Below are 20,350 nucleotides of genomic sequence, written 5' to 3' on the forward strand. Positions count from 1 at the left end.
TTTAGTCCCACCTAATAATTAATTTTGTTTTAAGTATATGACATAATTTTGCCCTTGATACTCCTTTGAAAACCGCTTTTCGTAACGTAGTCCAATTACCGCAAGTATATCATTGTTCTGATTTACAAGCAGTGGCCAAACACGCCTGTTCTCTGCTGAAACTTTTTCGTCTATAAATAATCGAGAAACCTTTTTTGGTGAGGACATTCCTTTCACTTGAATGCGATCTCCTTCTTCTTTTTGCCTTATAAAAAGCGGTAGTGAATCTTTTTCCAATTGAACAAACCATTTTTCACTTGAAATATCCCCATTTAAATTACTTGTAAAATAAATAGAAAACCCAGCACCGATATCATGCCAATAATCCTCTTGAATTACAATTTTTCCTGGTGGTAGAGATTCATGGAAAGAAGATGTAAATTGGGCCTTATTATAATGACGAACGAGGAGAAAACCGTTAGGTAAGTGAATTTCCACGTTACCTTCACTCTCATTACAAACTGAAAGAATGGACTCAACTAATCGATCATTTAGTAGGATCTCGGATTCATTGTAGAGATAGTTTAATAGTAGTAGAACTATTCTTCTTTGTAAAGCGCTGGGAACTTCAGAAAAGCGCATAGTATCAAGAAAAAAGCTACCATTTGAATTAATCGTCACAAGCTGTTCAAACTTTTCTTTAGCCATCACTTTAAGAAAAGCGTCATCCTGTTGTTGTTTCTCAACAAATGATTGAATTTTGTCACTCACATGTGAGTTTTCCTGCACTAACAAAGGCACTACTTTATGACGGATACGATTTCGAGTATATGTATGTTTGTCATTGCTCGGATCATGTCTGAAATTTTGATGCAACAGATGGATATAATCAAGAATTTCATCTTTTGTTACACATAAAAAGGGCCGAATAATCTCCCCTACTGAAAAAGATCTTCTCATAGGTATTCCCGTGATAGAGGAAGCCAACGTTCCCCTTACCAAGGACATCACTACTGTCTCAATTTGATCATCGGCATGATGACCTAGTACTAGTTTTTGATAATTATGCTTTTCCATTATCTTTTCGAAATACGCATAGCGTTCTTCCCTACAAATAACCTGAACATTACCACCTTCTATGGCAACCCTGTTTGGAACTTCAATTTTTGTACCGTAAAAAGGTATCTGTAGAGATTCTGCAAGCTGCTCAACAAAACGCATATCCTCTTCAGATTCCTCTCCTCTTAACTGATGGTCGGTATGAACAATGGCTATATCACATGCATAATCCTTTTGAAGTTCATATAGTACACGTACCAATGCGACTGAATCTGCCCCACCAGAACAAGCGAGAAGAAGTCGTTCTCCTTCTACAATTAACCTGTGCTTGTCAATGTGTTTTTTTACTTTTTGAAGGAACGGAAGCATCTTCTCACCTCTTTTTATGATAATATGAAACTTTTTATTTAATATCTATCCAGATTCTGGTGTCTGGAGTCCTGTGAGTCATCTAAGTAGACTTTGCTGTCAGCGCTTTTTACATTTCTTATTAGTGTATCATTTTTTCTTGAAATTTGGTTGTTTCGCGTGGTGAAAAAATGGACCATTCTGGAACAACATGTCTCACTTGCATAAAAATAACGGTTCGATCGTCTCCAGGCAATGAATAAGTTTCCTCTAACTTCTTTACGAACCTCTCTGCATTCATTGTAGGATCTTGTAGTATTTTTTGGTAATACATCTCCTGTTTTTCAATGGATGTATTAGATGAGAAAACACCATCTGAAAGCATTAGTAGAATATCTCCATCCTTAATATCGACTTTCCTTGCCTCTATTGTAAAAGTAGGTAGAAAACCAAACGGCACATGCTTACTTTCGATTTTACGCATCTCATTTCCTCTAATTAAATACGTCGACATACTTCCCGCTTTCCATGACCAAAGCTCTCCTTTTTGTAAATCAATCAAAGCTAAATCTACTGTCGCATAACTATCGGTATCATCTTGCAAACTCATCATATAGTGAAGTGTATGCATTGTGGTTTCAGGATCCATCTTCTTATTTAAACATTCCCGCATAAAATGCATTACCCTTCTACTTTCTCGATGCGCTTCAATATCATTCCCCATTCCGTCAGATAAAATAACAGCTAGTAATCCTGGATGCAAGGAAAAAACAGCATGTGCATCCCCCGAATATATCGTGTTTCTACTAGATGAAGTATAAATATCATGCGTTACTTCAAAACGAACAGATGATTTACACGTCATTTGAATATGTTCATATGGTTGATGGAGTTCCTTCATAGAGGTTATTTCAAATGGTTCTTTCCATAGGTCGTAAAAAATAGGAAGTATTAATCTTTCTCCAACCATTTTTGCTTTGGATTCTATAGGTAAACAACAAACTACTTCCATCTGCCCCACCGCAATATTTAAAACATCTATTTGAAAAAAAGGAATATTACATTGCTGAAATTTCTGCTTCACCTCTTCCTCGTGGGATGTATATAAAGTCATACTATTATCTAAATTATTCATAAGTTCACTCATATGGTTACCCATATCACGAAGTTTTAATGCGTACATTTTCTTTCCATGCTGTAGCTGGTTATTTAACCGTCTTTTTGCTTCCCTTTCTGTTAACTCTTGAATAATTTGCCCTGGCTTAACGCATTTATATTGAATTTTCTTCTCTAATTGTATTCTACTTTTTTTAGTTTCACCTTCCCACTGTTCCATTAATAATGGGATGCCATTGGATTTCTCCCCCCAACATTTTTCATACTGAAAACAAGACTTGCATGTTGAAAAAGACATGTTCCTTTCTTTACGAACCGATTCTCTAGAGTCAAATCGATCGGATATAAAACGTGTTATAAAATCAGCGAAATGCTGAAATTCTTTTAATTGATTATTTACTTTTTCTGTCATCCATTTTTGCCTTCGTATGAGGATATTAGATGAATCCGGGAAAAGTTGATCCTTAAAATATTTTATCCATTTTGAAGGAATGGTAAAAAATAGTAGTGAAGCAGTAACAAGGGATCCAATATAAACAGTATCTAAAGGTAATGTATGATCGTATAGAATAAAGAAAAACGTTGCCCCTAGCATACTGAACGCCTGCCATAGTCTTCCAAAAGGTTTATGCAAACCAGCTAAAAATCCAGTAATTGCATATACAGCGATCATTCCACTAAAGCTGAGCTTAGAAATACTTAATATTGTTCCCGCTAGCACCGCTACCACTGTTGCAAGTTGAACACCGCCAACTGCAGCGGAAATAGCAATTACTAAGTGAGCAAGTAATAAGGGAATAGAAACATATCCGAATATAAAAGAAGACATTCCAGTTAAAACTAATGCTCCTATTAATAAAGCGGCACCCATTCTTTCTGCAGTCCACCTTCTATGAAGAAAATCTGGTAAAGGTAGGAATAACTGAAACAAAAATATGGTCATAAACAAACTCAAAACACCTTCATATCCTATAGCGAGCCAAACGGAGCCCGGAATACTTCCCGAATACGAAACATACTGCCATATAGCTTGAACACAAACAACATCTATAAGTACAAACAGAGGTAAAGGCATTTTCTTTATTGTCTTTTTAAAATAGAGCGGAAAAATCATTGCTTGGATGGCATGAATTAACACTTGTCCAAGTCCTAGAGTAATACTCCCTAGTAAAGCCCCTGCAATTGTCCAAGGTAAAAAACGTTGAAATCGTAAGTTCACCAATGCCCATATTGGCAGGAAAAATGGAACGGAAGCTTCAAATAGTACGACTTGTGCTAAGAAAAAAGCAAGAATAAAAAAAATAACGTTAAATGAAATGGATACTTTTCGTACTTGTATACCTTCCAAAACCTTTCTCCACGTGAATCCTCTTTTTTGACCTTGCCCATATAACGTCTTCAAAAGTAACATACCTCCTATTCAGCTATTGATGGAAGTATACATACAATTAGAACAAAAAGTATGTCTATTTCTGGCATTTGCATTAAAAAAGTTTTCGACTCTTTTAGCCAATTAATGAAAAAGTTTTAAAAATTATTCCAAGAGGTATTGACACTTTGACCAATCGCTTGTAATATGTAATTTGTTCGTTAAAAACGGCGGCGTAGCTCAGCTGGCTAGAGCATTCGGTTCATACCCGAAAGGTCGTGGGTTCGACTCCCTCTGCCGCCATTCATTTTTTTAGTGGCCCCTTGGTCAAGCGGTTAAGACACCGCCCTTTCACGGCGGTAACACGGGTTCGAATCCCGTAGGGGTCATCAAATGAAAAGCAGGTTCAAAAGTGAATTCTTTTGAACCTGCTTTTTTTTTACAAAAAAAGTTAAAGGAGAGTTATAAATGAGTTTAAATAGACTAGAGCCTTTTGAAGCTGCCACTAAATTTATTTCTAAAAGTTTCCCTAATTGCCAAGGTGCACTTTTAGCAGGGAGCATAGTCCGAGGAGAAGCGACAGAAACTTCTGATTTAGATATTGTAGTATTCATCCAAGACCTTCCTTCCTGCTACAGAGAATCATTAATAGAAGATGGTTGGCCGATAGAAGTCTTTGTACATAATTTAACTTCATACAAAAGTTTTTTTGAAAGTGATAGCAAAAGAGCTAGACCATCGCTACCTAAAATGGTAGCCGAGGGGATTATATTAAAAGACGAGGGTATTATAGATTCAATCCAAAAAGAAGCCACACAACTAATAGTTAACGGTCCAGAACTATGGTCTACCAACACGATAAATATAAAACGATACTTTATCACGGATGCTTTAGACGACTTTATTGGAAGTAAAAATAGACCAGAAGAAATATTTATTGCTAATACGCTCGCAGAATTAGTAAGTGAATTTGTTTTACGAACTAATCGCAAATGGATTGGTACATCTAAATGGATTGTACGTGCATTAAAAAACTATGATGAGCAGTTTTCAGAACAATTTGTCGAAGCTTTCGATCTTTATTACAAAACCGGCGACAAAAATAAAATAATTAATATCGCAGATGCTGTACTAGAGCCATATGGCGGTCGCTTATTCGATGGATTTTCAATAGGAAAATAATATAAAAATAGAAAGCGTCCTTTAAGTGCATCTTGTCTTCACTAATTCCTGAGTGCTTTGGACGAAACATTGGCTACACTATTACCGTAGCAATTTGGCTCGTGAAGTGACTGCGTCACTTCACGAGCCATTTTTTTCAGTAATCTTGTGGCGGATGTTTGTCCGTCCCCCTCTTGGAATTTATGAAACATGATGCGTTTTGTTTGGATAATTAGAGAAAAAATACTTTTCTACTAGTTTAAATGCTTCCGAAGATACCATTTCGGAAGCTCTTCACTACTTTAGGGGTGCATGCTACTAAATTTCGTAGTGTCCGATTATCTCTGTTTTACTTGCTATTTAAAAAGCACCCACGAATTACCGTGGATGCAATGACTTATTTTATTAAGTTTAAAAACTGGCGAGTGCGTTCTTCTTTTGGATGCATGAACATATCACTTGGAGAGCTGCGTTCTATAATCTTCCCTTGGTCCATAAAGAGTACCTCATTGGCTACGTCATTCGCAAAACGCATTTCATGTGTCACTACAACCATCGTAATTCCTTCACTAGCTAAATCTTTCATTACTTGAAGAACTTCCCCAACAAGTTCAGGATCTAAAGCAGATGTTGGTTCATCAAACAACATTATTTCTGGCTCAAGTGCAAGCGCTCGTGCTATACCCACACGTTGTTGCTGCCCACCTGATAATTGGTGTGGAAAATAATCGAGTTTGTCTGCAAGTCCTACCTTTTGTAAAAGGATAGCTGCTTTCTCTCTTGCTTTTCCCTTAACTTCCTTTTTTACTGTAACTGGACCTTCCATCACATTCTGCAACGCAGTCATATGTGGAAAAAGATTATAATGCTGAAAGACCATAGCGGATTTTCTTCGAAAGCTTTCCACTTCTTTTTTCACCATTCGTTTTGAAAAGTCTAGCGTTTGATCTCCAATTGTAATATTCCCTTCAGATGGAACCTCTAACACATTCAAACAGCGTAATAATGTTGTCTTTCCAGATCCAGATGGACCGATAACAACAATTACTTGTCCTTTCTCAATGGTTAAATCAATTCCTCTTAATACTTCTAATTCATTAAAACGTTTAACTAATCCTTTAATGTTAATCATTGTTGAACCCCCTACATCATCTCGATACATATCGATCAAATCGATTTTCTAATTTTCCTTGAACAATAGAAAGGAAGAAACAAATGATCCAATAAAAAATCGCTACTTCGGAATATAGCAAAAGGAACTCATAGTTTGTTGCTGCAATTTCTTGCGCTCGTCTGAACATTTCAGTTACTAAAATTAGGGAGGCAAGCGAAGTGTCTTTTATCAAACTAATAAAAGTGTTTGATAATGGAGGAATTGAGACTCGCGTTGCTTGCGGTAAAATAACCCTTCGCAATGACTGCACATAATTCATACCCATCATTTGAGCAGCTTCCCATTGACCTTTTGGTATCGACAAAATAGCAGCACGAATAACTTCTGAAGCATAAGCACCTACATTTAACGAAAATCCTAAAACAGCAGCGGGAAAAGGGTCAATTACAATCCCAATGGATGGCAGACCATAAAACAAAATAAACAATTGAACGAGTAAAGGGGTACCACGAATAGCAGAAACATAAGCTCTAGCCAACCATTGAAGAGGTTTTGTATTTGAAATTCGGGATAGGGCTGTCAATACGGCTATTATTAAACCAAGAAAAAAAGTAATAATTGATAATGGCAACGTATAGACAACAGCTCCCTCCAGCAAAGGCTGAAGGGAGGATCTAGCTATAGTTATATAACGTTCTAATTTGTTTGGGTCTATTTCGAAACTATTCCAAAACATTTTCGCCAAACCACTTAACAGAAATTTTTTCATACGTTCCATCTTCAATTATTTCGTTTAACGCTTTATTTACCGCATCTACTAAAGTTTGGTTTCCTTTGCGGAACATAAAACCACTTTGAGAAGCATCATCCGCTTCGGCAACAATTTTAACTGCTGCATCTGGCTTATTTTTCTTAAAATCTAAAACGGATAGCTTATCGTTAATTGTAACATCTACACGTTTTGAGTTAATCAACTCTACCGCTTGGTTAAAGCCCTCGACACCTACTAAAGTTGCTCCATAGGATTTTGCTAAATCAGCAAAGTTACTTGTTAGTGATTGTGCTGCTTGTAAACCTTTTATATCTTCAAAACTTTTCACATCGCCGTTATCCATATTTGTTACTAACACCGCTGCAGAGGAAATATACGGCTTCGAAAAATCATATTTTTCTAAGCGATCTTCTCGAATTCCTACTTGGTTTGCTATTACATCGAAACGCTTGGAGTCAAGACCGCCAAAAATAGCATCCCACTGTGTTTCCATAAACTTAGCTTTTACCCCTAAACGTGAAGCCACTTCTTCTGCTAATTCTACGTCAAAACCTGTTAGCTTCCCTGAGTTATCATGGAACGAAAATGGTGGATATGTTCCTTCAGTACCGATTAATAACTCACCGTTCCCTTCAATATTTGCCAATAAATCGTCACTAGATTTGTTCTCGCTTGTATTATTTTTATCGGATGTTTTTTCATCTGAATTGGTGCATGCAATAAGCATAAAGATTGATGTGGCAATAGCAAGTAATAAAATATATAATTTTTTCATCTTCATCCCCCTTATTCTTATAGAATTACTAGGTTTTATGATATATTAAAAGAAAGTAAACGTCAAAGATTTTGATTAGCTTTTTAAAATTTAACCTTCATGTATTTTTCCTATTCTATTCAACTATCATCAAATATTCCATCATTTTTTGACAATAAAAAAAGCCCAGCATATGTTGGGCTTTTACTTATTTCATCTATTAAACATTTTTTCTACCGATAAAACAAACAGCAAATTATCCTCTTTTAGCGCCTCTGCCACCACGCTTAGATTCAGTTGCGCGCTTTAACGTAGACAAACGATCTTCACTGTCCTTTAAGAATCGTGCCATTTTCTGCTCAAAGTTCTCTTTGTTAGGACGATCACGATCATTTGGGCGATTGTTGTTACGTGGACGCTGAGGACGTTCTGGTCTCTCTGGTCTTTCCGCTTGAGGCTTTGCTTTACGAATAGATAATCCGATTTTGCCATCCGCTTCAACATTCATCACCTTAACTTCAACAACATCTCCAACCTTCAAATGCTCATTAATATCTTTCACATAATTATCCGCAACTTCGCTAATGTGAACTAGACCTGTTGAGCCTCCTGGCAGCTCGACGAACGCTCCGAAGTTTGTGATTCCTGTTACTTTACCTTGTACCTTGCTGCCTACTTCAATTGACATAAAAAAAATGCTCCTCCTTAAAATTTAAGCGACTCTTTAAAAGTGTTTGTATGTTTTTTCATACAGACCCTTACCTTTATTATATCCAACAAAAAAAGAGTGTCAATAAGACTACTCTTTTGAAGCGTTATTTTATATTATTTTTCCTTGCTTTCAGGCAAAGTAAAAATAATTTCTCCTTCTTCTGAAAGAAAGTAATCTCTTCTCAATAGTTTGCCAATGTACTCATCATCATTTAATTTGGAAATTTGAAGTTTTAATAGTTCTTGTTCTTCTTGTACTTTGGCAAGTTCTTCTGTTACTTGTTCTTTTTTCTTTTTTTGTTCTGCTAAAGCATTATTACTACTTAGCAATGTAGAAATTAAAATTCCAATAATTACAACTGACGTAATACCAAATATAGATAAGCGTCTAAATAAACGAACTTTTTTAGCTTTATTACGATTTTCTTGACGTTCGATAGAGCGAACGTAATCAGTATTAATTGATGCAAGTGGTTTCTCAAAAGATACTTTTTTTTGATTTTCTCCCATTTCGCCCTCTCCCGTCAAACTGTTTCAATTTTTCGTGTACTTTTTATTATAACGGAAGTTTGGTTTTTTCTGAAGGGCCAAATGCATTGTTTTTTTATATATAACTCGAAACGGTTTAGTAATAGCAAATATTATTAGGAATATAAAACTAATTAGTTTTCCAAAAACTACAAATAATGCGTGTATTATAAACCAAATCGGTTTAACTATTAAACGCAAAAAGATTCTTCCAGCCAATTGAAATACGGGTTGAAATAATTTTTCATATAAGAGTATTCCTAACAATTGCGCCAATGGATCATAAACTCTCCATATTCCATCTCTTACTTCGTAAATTAGCAAAAAAGTTCCTAATCCAAGTGTAATCCAAATAATAATTTCTATACCTATCCGATATTTGAAAACAAAGGAACGCTTTGAAAAACTCTCTGTAAGAAAGCGCGTTCCTTCGATAATTGCTCCAATTAAAATTCCACTCACCATCATCAATAATAAGCTAACAAATTGGAGAGAAAGTGTCATCCGAATAGTTTATGAAGTAATCCTCTTGCTCCGTCTACCTGCTGCTCATCATCATATTGTATAAGTCGAACGATTCCTTCTAATGTCAGGAGTCCTTTATCTACATCTAAGTGCACAATCTTTAATTCTTCTCCTTTAATGTGAAGGATTCCCTGTGATGTTCTAACATAAAATTCTTGTTGGTCAAATCGTTCAATGGATTTTACTGATGTTAAATCCATTCTTTTTCGATTTCTTAGTGAAATCAAATGATCCCCCGATGGAATAGTAATTGTTTGGTTTTCTGCTTGAAATTGCATATATTCTCTCCTCTCCTTGTCCTATCTTTTTATTGTATGCACATAAAAAAAAAGCATGACAGTTACCATGCTTTTTCTTAAAATATAGGAGATTTTTTTCTTTGTACAAAGATAAGAAAGTATATGGACTATCGTCCTGTGAAACCTGTGCTCATAGTACTTGAAAGAATTAAATAATACCGCGGATTTCCGTTTCAGGTGGACGAGTTCCGCGGGGTGAGCGATGAGCCATCACCACAGCTCACGCGTTCGTTGTGATGGCCCATCTGTCTCCGAGGAACAAAGGTTAAGAGCGCCACATCGTGTGGCAACGCCTTGTGACCAACATCCTGTTGGCCTCCGGCTGGAGTCGCCACCTTTCACTACAATCCATTAAGTGAGTAGTACTTAACAATAAGATTTTGCCCGGTTTTTCTTAAAAGATAAGAAAGTATATAAAATTGGACTACTGAAAATCCTGTATTCATAGTATTTTAGTAGCACAGTTTTTTTCTTAACACTGATTTGCGCTATCTCACACAAAGTTAACTCTTTATATGTAGAAATGGTTGCTTTCACGATAAAATTGGTTGCTTTCGTCTCGAGATTGGTTGCTGTCACTGTAGAATCTGTAGCTTTCACCTTACAATTAGTCGCGCTATGACAGTTTTTAACTTTTCCCTTCTTTATAAATAGGCAGCATCTATTGATAAAGAAGCGCTGAGCGGACGAAATTGCATCTTCGTCCGCTTTTAAAAGTATAGGAAAGCCTTTATTCTCTCATTAACCAAAATAAATGCACTATTTCTTTGCAAATTCCAAGAGGGCGACGGATAAACATCCACTACAAGATTACCGAGCCAAATTATAGCGGTAATGATGTAGCCAATGTTTCATCCAAAGTACTCTAGAAACGGTGAAGACAAAATGCACTTAAAGGACGCTTGAGTTTTTCTTATACTTTTCTTAATCTTCATCATCAATAAATGCTGGATCTATTTTTTCTAGTCTTTCTTCTTTTATAATCGTGAACATAGATGCAGCATCTTCTTTTTTAGCGGAGTCCTTAATAGCATCAACAGTAACAGTAACCACTTTTTGTCCGAAACGAATAGTTAATTCATCTCCTGCCTTCACATCAGAACTAGCTTTTGACACTTTTCCGTTAATCATTATTCTTCCTTGATCGGCCACTTCTTTTGCAAGCGTTCTTCGTTTTATCAACCTTGATACTTTTAAAAACTTATCTAATCTCATATTACCCCTACCTCTCTAATTTCTTTGCCTCATTCCAAAATTCATCAAGCTCACCTAATGAATAATGCGAAAAGTCGCCTTTTCCTTTTTTAACACTCGACTCAATGTATTGAAATCTTGTCTTAAACTTTTCATTTGCTTGTACCATGGCTTGCTCAGGGGATAATTCATAAAAACGCGCTAAATTGACAATTGTAAATAACACATCTCCAAGTTCATCCACTTGCATATCCTTCGTGCCATCTTTCAACTCTTTTTTCCATTCCGCCAGCTCTTCCTCAAATTTCTCCCAAGCACCAGCCACATTTGGCCAATCAAAACCGACTTTAGCCACTTTCTTTTGATAATTAAAAGATGTAAGTAGGGAGGAATCGAATCGCCATTCTCCGTCTAATAGCGAACCTCCAACCTCTTTTTTCTCGTCTGTTTTGATTTTTTGCCAGTTACGAAGCACCTCTTCTGAATCGTTAGCAATAACATCTCCAAAAACATGTGGATGTCTCCGTATCATTTTATCCGAAACTGACTGAAGAACATCCTCTAAACTAAAGTATCCGTTGTCTTCACCTATTTGCGCATGCAAAAATACTTGTAATAGCACGTCTCCTAGTTCTTCGACAATGTGATCATCATCTTCTTCATCAATAGCCTGTAATAACTCATAGATCTCTTCTATAGCAAATTTCTTTAGTGATGAATGTGTTTGTTCTTGATCCCACGGACAACCATTAGGACCCCTTAAATCAGCCACAATTTTTCGTAATGTTTGCCATTCTTTCAATCGATTTTCTTGCTCCTGTACTGGCGGAACATATAATGTTGTTAGATTATCTAGTTCCATTACCCGGTCTAGCTTGTATAAAGGCACTTTCGTTAGTTTCTCCTGTGTAGAGCCAGCAGCAGTAACAATCGTTACTTCGTACTCATCTGAATACTTCTCCATAAGCGTCAATTTTACTTCAGATGCACTAAATGCATCGTACACCTGACCAATTAGCACATGCGAGTTCATTTGAATATCATCACGTTTTAAATTGGTTCCATCTAGCAACTGGAACCCATCTATAGGATCTATTCGAAGTGCTGCAAAGATGGGGTCCAAGAAACTTTGCCCACCTTCGATGTGAATTTTCACTTTCCCTTTTTTCTCTGCCTCAATTAATAATTGAACAGTTTGTTCAGCTACTAGTGGATGTCCAGGCACTGCATACATAATAGAAGATTCATTTGCTAGCTGAAGAAGTGTTTCGGCAATTTCCTCATAAACCGTTTCAAATTGATCATTTCTCTCATATATCGCATCAAAACTTGTCCAAGAAAGCCCTTCCTTTTTTAATTCTTCCAAAACTGGATGTTGCTCCGTACGAACATAAAGATGTCCAGCAGCTTTTAGTTTTTTATATATCCCTAGAGTCAACTGATCTAAATCACTCGCGCCTAGACCGATTATCGTAATTTCATTCATTTCCTCACAACCTTATTTTTCTTTATTCAACCATAGTTGGAATTTAGCCATTCTTTTTCCGAACGGCAATAAAAACCACTCTTTCTCTCCGATAACGCGTCTTTTGGCAATAATTATTAGGAAAATAAACGCTCCAAGTATTACAGCACTGAAAGAAATAAATACAGACTGGATTCGACTCGAAAAATTATCAAATAGAATCGTATCCGCTAACCATTCATACATCGTTACACCAACAATCATTATTAGTGAAGCAATTGCAATACCTTTATAGAACGCAAAAGGTGCAAATGAAATATTCCAGATCTTTTTAAAATAGTAAAGCATTAATAAAAACACAATGACTAAACTAATATTCCCGGAAATCGCCGCTCCTAATACACCATAAGTTGATATAAGCATACCATTAAATAGCCATTTACTGCATACGCCAATAAGCAAAAACAATGTAGGGATTTTTACTTTACCAATTCCTTGAAGCATCGCCATCAACGTAAGAATTAAAGACATCCAAACAATTTGAATACAAAACACCATTAAAGTGATTGATTCTTCTTTCGTTTGAAACAGCATTTCATTTACATATGGAAGAACAACAATAAGTCCTAGTGCCGCAGCTATTCCAAATGTGAATGCTACTCTAAATGTAAGTTGCATAAATGGGATAGCTGTTCTGCCTTTTTCTTTATTCATTCGATGTGCAACTAGAGGTACGATGGCTAAGGACAATGTAGAAGCAATGACAATTCCCAATTGAACAAGTGGTTGTCCTCTATCATAAATACCTTTTTTCTCCATCGCCTGTAATTTCTCCATACCATTTTCAAGTAATATTTGAAAAACCGTAAAGGAATCAACCAATTGAAAAAGTAGAAATAAAAGCGCACTTATACTTGCACTTATACTAATTATCGTCAAATCTTTTATAATCTTGTACGTATTTAATTGTTGTTTGTGTTTTAAACTTATATGTACGAAACCTTTCCAATAAATAATAACGAGAAAGATAACTCCAGCCAATTCCCCGACAACAGCACCGTACATCGCCATGCTTCCGGCTTTATATAAATCTAAACTATTAGAAACGACAATCCATGTACCCAATAAAATAACTGTCACACGAACAATTTGTTCTACTACTTGAGCATATGCTACAGGACCCATACGGCCGTCTGATTGAAACTTCCCTTTTAAAACAGCAAGCATTGGCATTAACAAAATAACAAAGGAACCAGCTTTTAATAACCTAGCTAGCTGCTTATCTCCCATTGCTTCTGCTAAAAATCCTGATCCATAAAATAATAATAAAAAAAATATTATAGAGATTATTCCAATATAAACAAAGGCTATTTGCATAATTTTTGGGATTACATTCATTTTACCGGTCGATTTATAGTCTGATAAAATTTTTGATAGAGCAACAGCAAATCCAAAAGAGGTCCATGTCGTAATTATTCCGATGAATGGATAAACCTGTTGGTAAATATAAAAGCCTTCATCTCCAACTAAGTTTTGAAAAGGCACACGGTAAATTGCGCTGAGTAGCTTTACGATAATAGCCGATACGGTCAACATTGCCGCACCTTTCATATAAGTTTTCATATTCCATTCATTACTCATTTGATAATCCTTCTTCCATACAGTCCAATGCATTCATTATACATCATGATAAGTTCAACGCCTATGTCTGCCACGACAGTCAATTTTCTCAATAACCGCAGGAGCAAGATCACGATCTTTTCTGCGACGAGTAACCGCAGGAGCAAGGGAAGCAGCTTGAAAAGCTTGCCGCCACCTGCAGAGTTTAAATTGCTAGCCCTTCTTTTTGCCTTCTCTAGTCCCAGAGTACTTTGGGCTAAACCTCCGCCCGCTTCACGAGCCATTTTCTTGGTAATCTAGGGGGAATGTTTATCCTTCGCTCTTAATCGGAGGCTCTTCACTTCTTTAGCTATTAGATACAGTTCATTATTTCAAATTATTTGCATGAAAGGATTTGCAATGACACTCTTTCGCCACTTCGAGACCAATTACACTAAACTCGCAAACTTGCATCCAAAAACATATTGTTCTATAAAGTTTCTTAAATGTCAAAAAGGCCTTCCCGTGTCCGAGAAAGGCCTTTGTATATTTATTAACTTTCCATTTGTTTTGCTAAAAAATTTGCAGCAGTTTCGATTGCCTTCATTTCTGCTTCACCAATAAAGTGAACTTTAGATATAATAAATACCGCTCCAATTGAATCTCCAGCTGAGATAATCGGTGCAATACAATATGACTTCACCGTTTCAAAAACTCCCGGCACCCATTCTACCGAGTTTTCGTGTTTTTCTGTAACTATTGATCGTTTGCCAACAATTTCTTCTATATCTGGACTTAGTCTTCTATTTAGATAGTCCTTTTTAGATAATCCTGCCGCTGCAATCATTTCATCACGATCACTTATTAAAACTGGTGTTCCTAATGTTTCATATAGGGTTTCAGCATATTCCTTTGCAAAATCTCCAAGTTCACTAATAGGTGAATATTTTTTTAATATGACTTCTCCTTCTCTGTCGGTAAAAATTTCCAGCGGGTCTCCTTCACGGATGCGAAGCGTTCTGCGTATTTCTTTTGGGATAACTACTCTACCTAAATCATCAATGCGTCGTACGATGCCTGTTGCTTTCATGTAATGTGCCTCACTTTCGACTGATTGGGTAATAAATTTCATTTCTGCCATAGTATGCATCACATTACCAAAAAATATGCAAAGTGTTATTTCACTTTAGTCGTTTCTTTTTTTGCTTCAGGCAATAACCTCATCATTTCTTCCAAGATATCAAATGGATTAAATTTCCCAGTTTTTCGTTCATCTATTGTAATGACAAGATTCGTATTATCCATACTGAATCCTACTGCACGTCCATACTTCATTGACTTTTCAACAAACATTGCGCCATTTATACTTTTAGTGCCTTCCGCGCTAAAACGAATAGATACGATTTTGTTTACTTCTTTAATCGATTCTACCCCTACTTCTTTACCCCAAATCTTCATACGTGCAATTCTCAGCAATTTTTCTGCTTCAAGAGGAATATCTCCAAAACGATCTTGTAATTCATCTACTAGGTCTAAATATTCTTCTTCCTTCTCCATCGCTTTTACACGTTTGTACATTTGAATTTTTTGATATCCATCTGGTATATATTCATCCGAAATATATGCATCCGTTGATAAAACAATTTCTAAATCTTGAATTTCTTCTTTTTTAATACCGGTCCGTTTTTCTTCAATAGCGTCTTCTAACATTTGTGTATATAAATCAAAACCAACCGAATCTATGAACCCGTGTTGCTGAGACCCTAATAAATTTCCTGCTCCACGAATTGATAAATCACGCATCGCTATCTTAAATCCAGATCCAAGCTCCGTAAATTCTTTTATTGCTTGTAATCTTTTTTCTGCTACATCTGTTAAAATCTTATCTCTTTGATGCATCAAGTAGGCATATGCAACTCGATTTGATCGTCCTACACGACCGCGCAATTGATAAAGCTGAGATAATCCCATTTTATCTGCATCATGGATGATAAGTGTATTTACATTTGGAATATCAATACCGGTTTCAATAATAGTTGTTGTTACGAGGACATCGTACTCGCCTTCTAAAAAGCTAATTATGACCGATTCCAGTTCGGTTTCAGGCATCTGACCATGTGCAAAACCTACTCTTGCTCCAGGGACCAACATTTGAATCTCATCTACTTTTCGAGTAATGTCTTCTACTCGATTATATAGATAAAATGCCTGTCCTCCTCTTGCTAATTCTCTTTCAATCGCCTCACGTACAAGCGATCCATTAAATTCCATGACATATGTTTGAACTGGAAAACGATTTTTGGGTGGTGTCTCAATAACCGATAAATCTCTCACGCCTATCATCGACATATGCAATGTGCGAGGAATCGGAGTTGCAGTTAGCGTAAGGACATCCACGTTTGTTTTTAATTGTTTTATTTTTTCTTTATGCTTTACCCCAAAACGTTGCTCTTCATCGACAACTAAAAGCCCTAAATCATGGTATACAACATCCTTTGATAAAATACGATGTGTACCAACTACTACATCTACCATTCCTTTTTTTAAGCCACTAATAGTCTCTGTTTGCTGTTTTTTTGAACGGAAGCGACTTAGCAAGCCAACTTCAATTGGAAAGTCTTGAAAACGCTCTAGCATCGTTTCGTAATGTTGTTGAGCGAGGATAGTTGTCGGACATAGGAATGCTACCTGTTTTCCTTCCATTACTGCTTTAAATGCAGCTCGAATAGCAACCTCTGTTTTCCCGTAACCTACATCTCCACAAATAAGGCGATCCATTGGACGCGGCTTTTCCATGTCTTGCTTTACTTCATGAATGGAACGAAGCTGATCTTCTGTTTCCTCATACGGGAAAGCTATTTCAAATGATCGCTGCATTTCTCCATCTGGTTCGAATGCGTATCCAACTTCAGACTCCCGTTTTGCATAGAGTTTCAATAACTCATCAGCTATATCCTGTACAGCTGCCGACACCTTAGTTTTAGTCTTTTTCCAATCTGCTCCACCTAGTTTATGTAGCTTTGGATCTTTTTCACCGGAAGCAACATACTTTTGAATAAGGTCAATTTGATCCACAGGAACAAATAATTTATCCTCCCCACGGTAGCGTATATGCAAATAGTCTTTATGAATTCCATTCACTAAAAGCGTTTCAATTCCAATATATTTCCCAATACCATGATGAATATGTACAACATTATCGCCAGGTTTTATTTCAGAATAGCTTTTAATACGCTCCGCATTGGATACTTTTTGAGCTCTCGCTTTTTTCTTATGTTTTTGTTTAAATAATTCTGCATCTGTAATGACTGCAATTCGTTGAAGAGGTAATTCAAAACCGGCTTCCAAGTCCCCGTCTACAATAAAGATTCCTGGTTTCTTCAAATCTTCTTCTGAAGCACCAATCTTAGAAACTATTTCATAATCTTCCAAAACTATATGAATCTTTTGTACCCGCTCTTTCCCCTCTGCAAGAATAACAACACGAAACTTACCATTTGTAAATCTCTCAAGCTCATTTTTTAATAAATGCATTTGCCCATGAAAATTTTGCATTGGTTTACATGAAAAAGTAATATTCTTTTTAATCGTTATCCCTGAAAATGTACGAGAAAATAAAGAGAAGTAAAGTTTCTCGTTAGGAAGCATTTGAATAATTTCTTTCAAGTTAAAAGACGGTTTTACATCATGAACTGTTTTCCCTTCCTCTAACAACTCTAAAAACCAATCATTTTCCTCTCGTTCTAACGTCTCGGTAACTTCTTGAATTCTACCAAGTTCGTCAAATAACACCATCCCTTTTTGATTGAAATAGTGGCCCAAAAAGCTATTGCTGTCTTCTAATAGAGAGACATACTTCATAAATTGTTTTGGTTGCTCACCTTGTTTTAAAAGCTCAATATCATGTTGAATATTATGATAAAATTGATCTTTTATTTCAGGTATTTTTACTTTTTTTAGACTTTCCGCTAACGATTCTTCTAATTTATGTGCAAGTAGCCTCTTTTTATTTTCAGTTAATACATATTCAGTTGCCGGTAAAATTCGAATTGCCTTTAATTTCTCTAAAGAACGTTGATCTTCGGCAGAAAATGAACGAATAGAATCTATCTCCGTATCAAACAGTTCAATACGGATAGGATGCTCTAAATAGAGTGGGTATATATCAACGATTCCACCTCTTAAGGCAAACTCCCCGGGAGCAGTAACCATAGGTTGTCGTATATACCCCATATTTACCAAACTTTGCAAAAGTGTTTCTAGTACTACTTCTTCTCCTTCTGCAATAGAAACAGTACTCGCCTGCCAGTCTTTCACAGAAGGCATATGTTTTTTTAGACCTGCAATAGGCACAATATAAACACCGTTTCGTTGCATTAGCATATGGTCTAGTGTTTCGATACGTTGTGCGCGAAGCTCAGGACTCGCTATCGATATATCCGCAGCTATAAGCTCATCTGCAGGATACAAGCGCACCAAATCATCGCCAACCAACTTTACTAAATCCTCTGTTAGCTTTTGAGCATGCAGTAAATTAGGCGCAACGATAAGAATAGCCTTTTTTCGTGCACTATATAACATTTTAATAAATACTGCTCTTGCACTGCCAGAGAGACCAGTTATTAGCTGTTGGTCTTGTCCGGCTTCCAACTCTTTCAGTAGTTTTTGCATATGTTTATCTTCTATAAATAAATTGCTTAAAAGCTCCATTTCAACCCCCCGTTCTTAAAACTTTAGCATGCTTCTCCTACGTAGCCTTGCTATGGCTAGATAACATATCAAAATAGAAAAAGGCTTTGCGCACGAAAACGTGCCAAAGCAACTTTACTGTATCCACTTTTTTAACGCATAATAATTTGGAAACTTTTGAAGTGAACTTTGACATTCTTCACAAATACACTGGACTGTGTAGTCCCCTTCAACTCCATGCATTATATATAAATCCTGTTCTTCTGGTGTGATATTGTTTTTCTGCAAAAATTGCTCATCTATCGAATCCAATGGCAATTGCCCTATTTCTGTTTCACAATGACGGCATTTATAACGAATGGTCATGCCTAAAACCTCCTTTTTAGGAAGTATAGGTATGTATCTTAAAGTTTATGCACCATTATATATATTCATCACTTCTAAGAAACTTTTTGATAGCCATGCTTCACATGCATCTGCACTCTTTTTAACAGCATCTAATACATCAGCTTTCTCTTCTTCTGTAAACCTAGATAAAACATAGTCAGGAACCTTCATCCCATTTGTCGGTCGATCAATCCCGATACGAAGTCGATTAAACTCCTGTGTACCTAAATGCTGAATGAGCGATTTAATCCCATTATGCCCTCCTGCGCTTCCTTTTTGACGAAGACGTAATCTACCAACCTGTAAGTCTAAATCATCATAGATCACCACAATTTGGTCATCCTCTACATCAAAATAATCCATCATAGGCACAATACATTCCCCGGAGAGATTCATATAGGTTAATGGTTTTAGAAGCATTACTTTTTCCGTTCCAATGTGGGAAATACCATACATACCATTAAATTTAGATTGAGTTAGGGGTATGTTAAGTCGATTTGCAAGTTCATCTATTACATGAAATCCAATATTATGCCTCGTCGCTTCATACTGTTTACCGGGATTACCAAGTCCAACAATAATTTTCATTCATTTCCATTCCTTTAATACGTATTTCATTCATTTTATCATATTCATTAGAAAAAAGAGATTGTCATTAGACAATCTCTCTTCTTTTATCAATCTTCAGTTGGTTTATCGGTTTCTTCTACTTCAGTTGTTTCGCTTTCTTCTTCTTCCACGCGAGGTGCTGAAACAGTTGCTAATGTATAATCATCGTCATTTACAATTATATAATCTATTATACCTCGAATTTCTGCTACTGTTAATGTATCGCCGATCCCCATCCTCGATACATCCACCTCAATGCTCTCCGGAATCTCAGATGGCTTTACTGTAATTGTTATTTCACGATTTGGCTGTTGAAGAGTTCCACCTTCAGAAACTCCAACAGAATCACCCTTTAAAGTCACTAATACATTTACTTCCAATTCTTCTTGCATGTTAATGGCTAAAAAATCCGCATGTATCATTTGACCTTTTAAAATATTCATTTGATAATCACTCATTACTACGTTAACTGTTTTGCCATCAACTTCTAGTTTCATGACACCATTGCGGCCTACTTCACGAAGTGTTTTGGCTAAATCTTTTTCATTTACGGCAATTGATTGGGATTCCACTTGGAAACCATAAACTACTGCTGGTATAAATCCATTTTTTCTCAAACTTGCATTCTCATTATGTTTACGCTTTTGGGCATTGATTAGTGTACTCATAGTT

At 36.3% G+C, this 20,350-nt stretch carries 18 protein-coding genes and 2 tRNA genes; 3 read left to right on the forward strand and 17 right to left on the reverse strand.

The window, feature by feature from the left end; translation table 11 throughout:
* Positions 1-18 precede the first annotated feature (18 nt).
* The gene (gene tilS / locus ACTSKG_RS11995; protein ID WP_464754839.1) at positions 19-1,407 is read right to left on the reverse strand and encodes a tRNA lysidine(34) synthetase TilS; all 1,389 of its coding nucleotides are present in this window, start codon (positions 1,405-1,407) and stop codon (positions 19-21) included.
* 121 nt (positions 1,408-1,528) lie between these two features.
* Positions 1,529-3,904, reverse strand: coding sequence for a SpoIIE family protein phosphatase (locus ACTSKG_RS12000; RefSeq protein WP_464754840.1), 2,376 nt, complete (start codon positions 3,902-3,904; stop codon positions 1,529-1,531).
* A gap of 196 nt (positions 3,905-4,100) precedes the next feature.
* Here ACTSKG_RS12000 and ACTSKG_RS12005 point away from each other — a divergent pair.
* The 3 genes from ACTSKG_RS12005 to ACTSKG_RS12015 all read left to right on the forward strand — a co-directional run bounded on the left by ACTSKG_RS12005 (position 4,101) and on the right by ACTSKG_RS12015 (position 5,053).
* A tRNA-Met gene (locus ACTSKG_RS12005) sits at positions 4,101-4,174 on the forward strand.
* A gap of 14 nt (positions 4,175-4,188) precedes the next feature.
* A tRNA-Glu gene (locus tag ACTSKG_RS12010) sits at positions 4,189-4,260 on the forward strand.
* Positions 4,261-4,339: 79 nt separating this feature from the next.
* Positions 4,340-5,053, forward strand: a complete 714-nt coding sequence (locus ACTSKG_RS12015; RefSeq protein ID WP_464754841.1) for a nucleotidyltransferase domain-containing protein — start codon at positions 4,340-4,342, stop codon at positions 5,051-5,053.
* 376 nt (positions 5,054-5,429) lie between these two features.
* Here the strand turns inward: ACTSKG_RS12015 and ACTSKG_RS12020 are convergent, their stop codons facing one another.
* The 15 genes from ACTSKG_RS12020 to ACTSKG_RS12090 all read right to left on the reverse strand — a co-directional run bounded on the left by ACTSKG_RS12020 (position 5,430) and on the right by ACTSKG_RS12090 (position 20,346).
* Positions 5,430-6,164, reverse strand: coding sequence for an amino acid ABC transporter ATP-binding protein (locus tag ACTSKG_RS12020; RefSeq protein WP_464754842.1), 735 nt, complete (start codon positions 6,162-6,164; stop codon positions 5,430-5,432).
* Between the two features lie 16 nt (positions 6,165-6,180).
* Positions 6,181-6,882, reverse strand: a complete 702-nt coding sequence (locus ACTSKG_RS12025) for an amino acid ABC transporter permease (protein WP_464754843.1) — start codon at positions 6,880-6,882, stop codon at positions 6,181-6,183.
* The gene (locus ACTSKG_RS12030; protein WP_464754844.1) at positions 6,869-7,693 is read right to left on the reverse strand and encodes an amino acid ABC transporter substrate-binding protein; all 825 of its coding nucleotides are present in this window, start codon (positions 7,691-7,693) and stop codon (positions 6,869-6,871) included. Before ACTSKG_RS12030 ends, ACTSKG_RS12025 begins: the two co-directional genes overlap by 14 nt.
* Positions 7,694-7,928: 235 nt before the next feature.
* On the reverse strand, positions 7,929-8,360 hold the full coding sequence (locus tag ACTSKG_RS12035) for a S1 domain-containing RNA-binding protein (protein ID WP_053591080.1): 432 nt from the start codon (positions 8,358-8,360) through the stop codon (positions 7,929-7,931).
* Between the two features lie 137 nt (positions 8,361-8,497).
* Positions 8,498-8,893 (reverse strand): FtsB family cell division protein, encoded by a 396-nt coding sequence (locus ACTSKG_RS12040; RefSeq protein ID WP_464754845.1) that lies wholly within the window; start codon positions 8,891-8,893, stop codon positions 8,498-8,500.
* Positions 8,894-8,917: 24 nt separating this feature from the next.
* The gene (gene yabQ / locus ACTSKG_RS12045; RefSeq protein WP_464754846.1) at positions 8,918-9,415 is read right to left on the reverse strand and encodes a spore cortex biosynthesis protein YabQ; all 498 of its coding nucleotides are present in this window, start codon (positions 9,413-9,415) and stop codon (positions 8,918-8,920) included.
* Entirely contained in the window at positions 9,412-9,714 is a 303-nt protein-coding gene (yabP, locus tag ACTSKG_RS12050; protein WP_464754847.1) for a sporulation protein YabP, read from the reverse strand. Before yabP ends, yabQ begins: the two co-directional genes overlap by 4 nt.
* Positions 9,715-10,659: 945 nt before the next feature.
* A complete protein-coding gene (locus ACTSKG_RS12055) occupies positions 10,660-10,950 on the reverse strand; it encodes an RNA-binding S4 domain-containing protein (RefSeq protein ID WP_464754848.1) in 291 nt (96 codons plus the stop codon).
* A gap of 7 nt (positions 10,951-10,957) precedes the next feature.
* Positions 10,958-12,415, reverse strand: a complete 1,458-nt coding sequence (gene yabN / locus ACTSKG_RS12060; RefSeq protein WP_464754849.1) for a bifunctional methyltransferase/pyrophosphohydrolase YabN — start codon at positions 12,413-12,415, stop codon at positions 10,958-10,960.
* Between the two features lie 12 nt (positions 12,416-12,427).
* Positions 12,428-14,035, reverse strand: coding sequence for a putative polysaccharide biosynthesis protein (locus tag ACTSKG_RS12065; protein WP_464754850.1), 1,608 nt, complete (start codon positions 14,033-14,035; stop codon positions 12,428-12,430).
* A gap of 511 nt (positions 14,036-14,546) precedes the next feature.
* Complete coding sequence (spoVT, locus tag ACTSKG_RS12070) at positions 14,547-15,083, reverse strand: stage V sporulation protein T (protein WP_464758019.1); 537 nt, start codon at positions 15,081-15,083, stop codon at positions 14,547-14,549.
* A gap of 86 nt (positions 15,084-15,169) precedes the next feature.
* Entirely contained in the window at positions 15,170-18,703 is a 3,534-nt protein-coding gene (mfd, locus tag ACTSKG_RS12075) for a transcription-repair coupling factor (RefSeq protein ID WP_464754851.1), read from the reverse strand.
* Between the two features lie 114 nt (positions 18,704-18,817).
* Positions 18,818-19,048: an anti-sigma-F factor Fin gene (locus ACTSKG_RS12080; protein ID WP_464754852.1), complete on the reverse strand. Its 231-nt coding sequence runs from the start codon at positions 19,046-19,048 to the stop codon at positions 18,818-18,820.
* A gap of 45 nt (positions 19,049-19,093) precedes the next feature.
* Positions 19,094-19,657: an aminoacyl-tRNA hydrolase gene (gene pth / locus ACTSKG_RS12085; RefSeq protein ID WP_464754853.1), complete on the reverse strand. Its 564-nt coding sequence runs from the start codon at positions 19,655-19,657 to the stop codon at positions 19,094-19,096.
* An 89-nt stretch (positions 19,658-19,746) separates the two neighbouring features.
* Positions 19,747-20,346 carry a 50S ribosomal protein L25/general stress protein Ctc gene (locus ACTSKG_RS12090; RefSeq protein WP_464754854.1) on the reverse strand — a complete coding sequence of 200 codons (600 nt, stop codon included), beginning with the start codon at positions 20,344-20,346 and terminating at the stop codon, positions 19,747-19,749.
* Positions 20,347-20,350 lie beyond the last annotated feature (4 nt).

It is taken from the genome of Psychrobacillus syltrankelensis, assembly GCF_055454035.1.

What these genes read in the sequence shown, in the direction of transcription:
- ACTSKG_RS12040 (WP_464754845.1), bottom strand. Translation starts at nt 8,893, where the DNA reads ATGGGAGAAAATCAAAAAAAAGTATCTTTTGAGAAACCACTTGCATCA.
- ACTSKG_RS12035 (WP_053591080.1), bottom strand. Translation starts at nt 8,360, where the DNA reads ATGTCAATTGAAGTAGGCAGCAAGGTACAAGGTAAAGTAACAGGAATC.
- ACTSKG_RS12025 (WP_464754843.1), bottom strand. Translation starts at nt 6,882, where the DNA reads ATGTTTTGGAATAGTTTCGAAATAGACCCAAACAAATTAGAACGTTAT.
- ACTSKG_RS12065 (WP_464754850.1), bottom strand. Translation starts at nt 14,035, where the DNA reads ATGAGTAATGAATGGAATATGAAAACTTATATGAAAGGTGCGGCAATG.
- yabQ (WP_464754846.1), bottom strand. Translation starts at nt 9,415, where the DNA reads ATGACACTTTCTCTCCAATTTGTTAGCTTATTATTGATGATGGTGAGT.
- ACTSKG_RS12015 (WP_464754841.1), top strand. Translation starts at nt 4,340, where the DNA reads ATGAGTTTAAATAGACTAGAGCCTTTTGAAGCTGCCACTAAATTTATT.
- mfd (WP_464754851.1), bottom strand. Translation starts at nt 18,703, where the DNA reads ATGGAGCTTTTAAGCAATTTATTTATAGAAGATAAACATATGCAAAAA.
- spoVT (WP_464758019.1), bottom strand. Translation starts at nt 15,083, where the DNA reads ATGAAAGCAACAGGCATCGTACGACGCATTGATGATTTAGGTAGAGTA.
- yabN (WP_464754849.1), bottom strand. Translation starts at nt 12,415, where the DNA reads ATGAATGAAATTACGATAATCGGTCTAGGCGCGAGTGATTTAGATCAG.
- ACTSKG_RS12090 (WP_464754854.1), bottom strand. Translation starts at nt 20,346, where the DNA reads ATGAGTACACTAATCAATGCCCAAAAGCGTAAACATAATGAGAATGCA.
- pth (WP_464754853.1), bottom strand. Translation starts at nt 19,657, where the DNA reads ATGAAAATTATTGTTGGACTTGGTAATCCCGGTAAACAGTATGAAGCG.
- yabP (WP_464754847.1), bottom strand. Translation starts at nt 9,714, where the DNA reads ATGCAATTTCAAGCAGAAAACCAAACAATTACTATTCCATCGGGGGAT.
- ACTSKG_RS12030 (WP_464754844.1), bottom strand. Translation starts at nt 7,693, where the DNA reads ATGAAAAAATTATATATTTTATTACTTGCTATTGCCACATCAATCTTT.
- ACTSKG_RS12080 (WP_464754852.1), bottom strand. Translation starts at nt 19,048, where the DNA reads ATGACCATTCGTTATAAATGCCGTCATTGTGAAACAGAAATAGGGCAA.
- tilS (WP_464754839.1), bottom strand. Translation starts at nt 1,407, where the DNA reads ATGCTTCCGTTCCTTCAAAAAGTAAAAAAACACATTGACAAGCACAGG.
- ACTSKG_RS12020 (WP_464754842.1), bottom strand. Translation starts at nt 6,164, where the DNA reads ATGATTAACATTAAAGGATTAGTTAAACGTTTTAATGAATTAGAAGTA.
- ACTSKG_RS12055 (WP_464754848.1), bottom strand. Translation starts at nt 10,950, where the DNA reads ATGAGATTAGATAAGTTTTTAAAAGTATCAAGGTTGATAAAACGAAGA.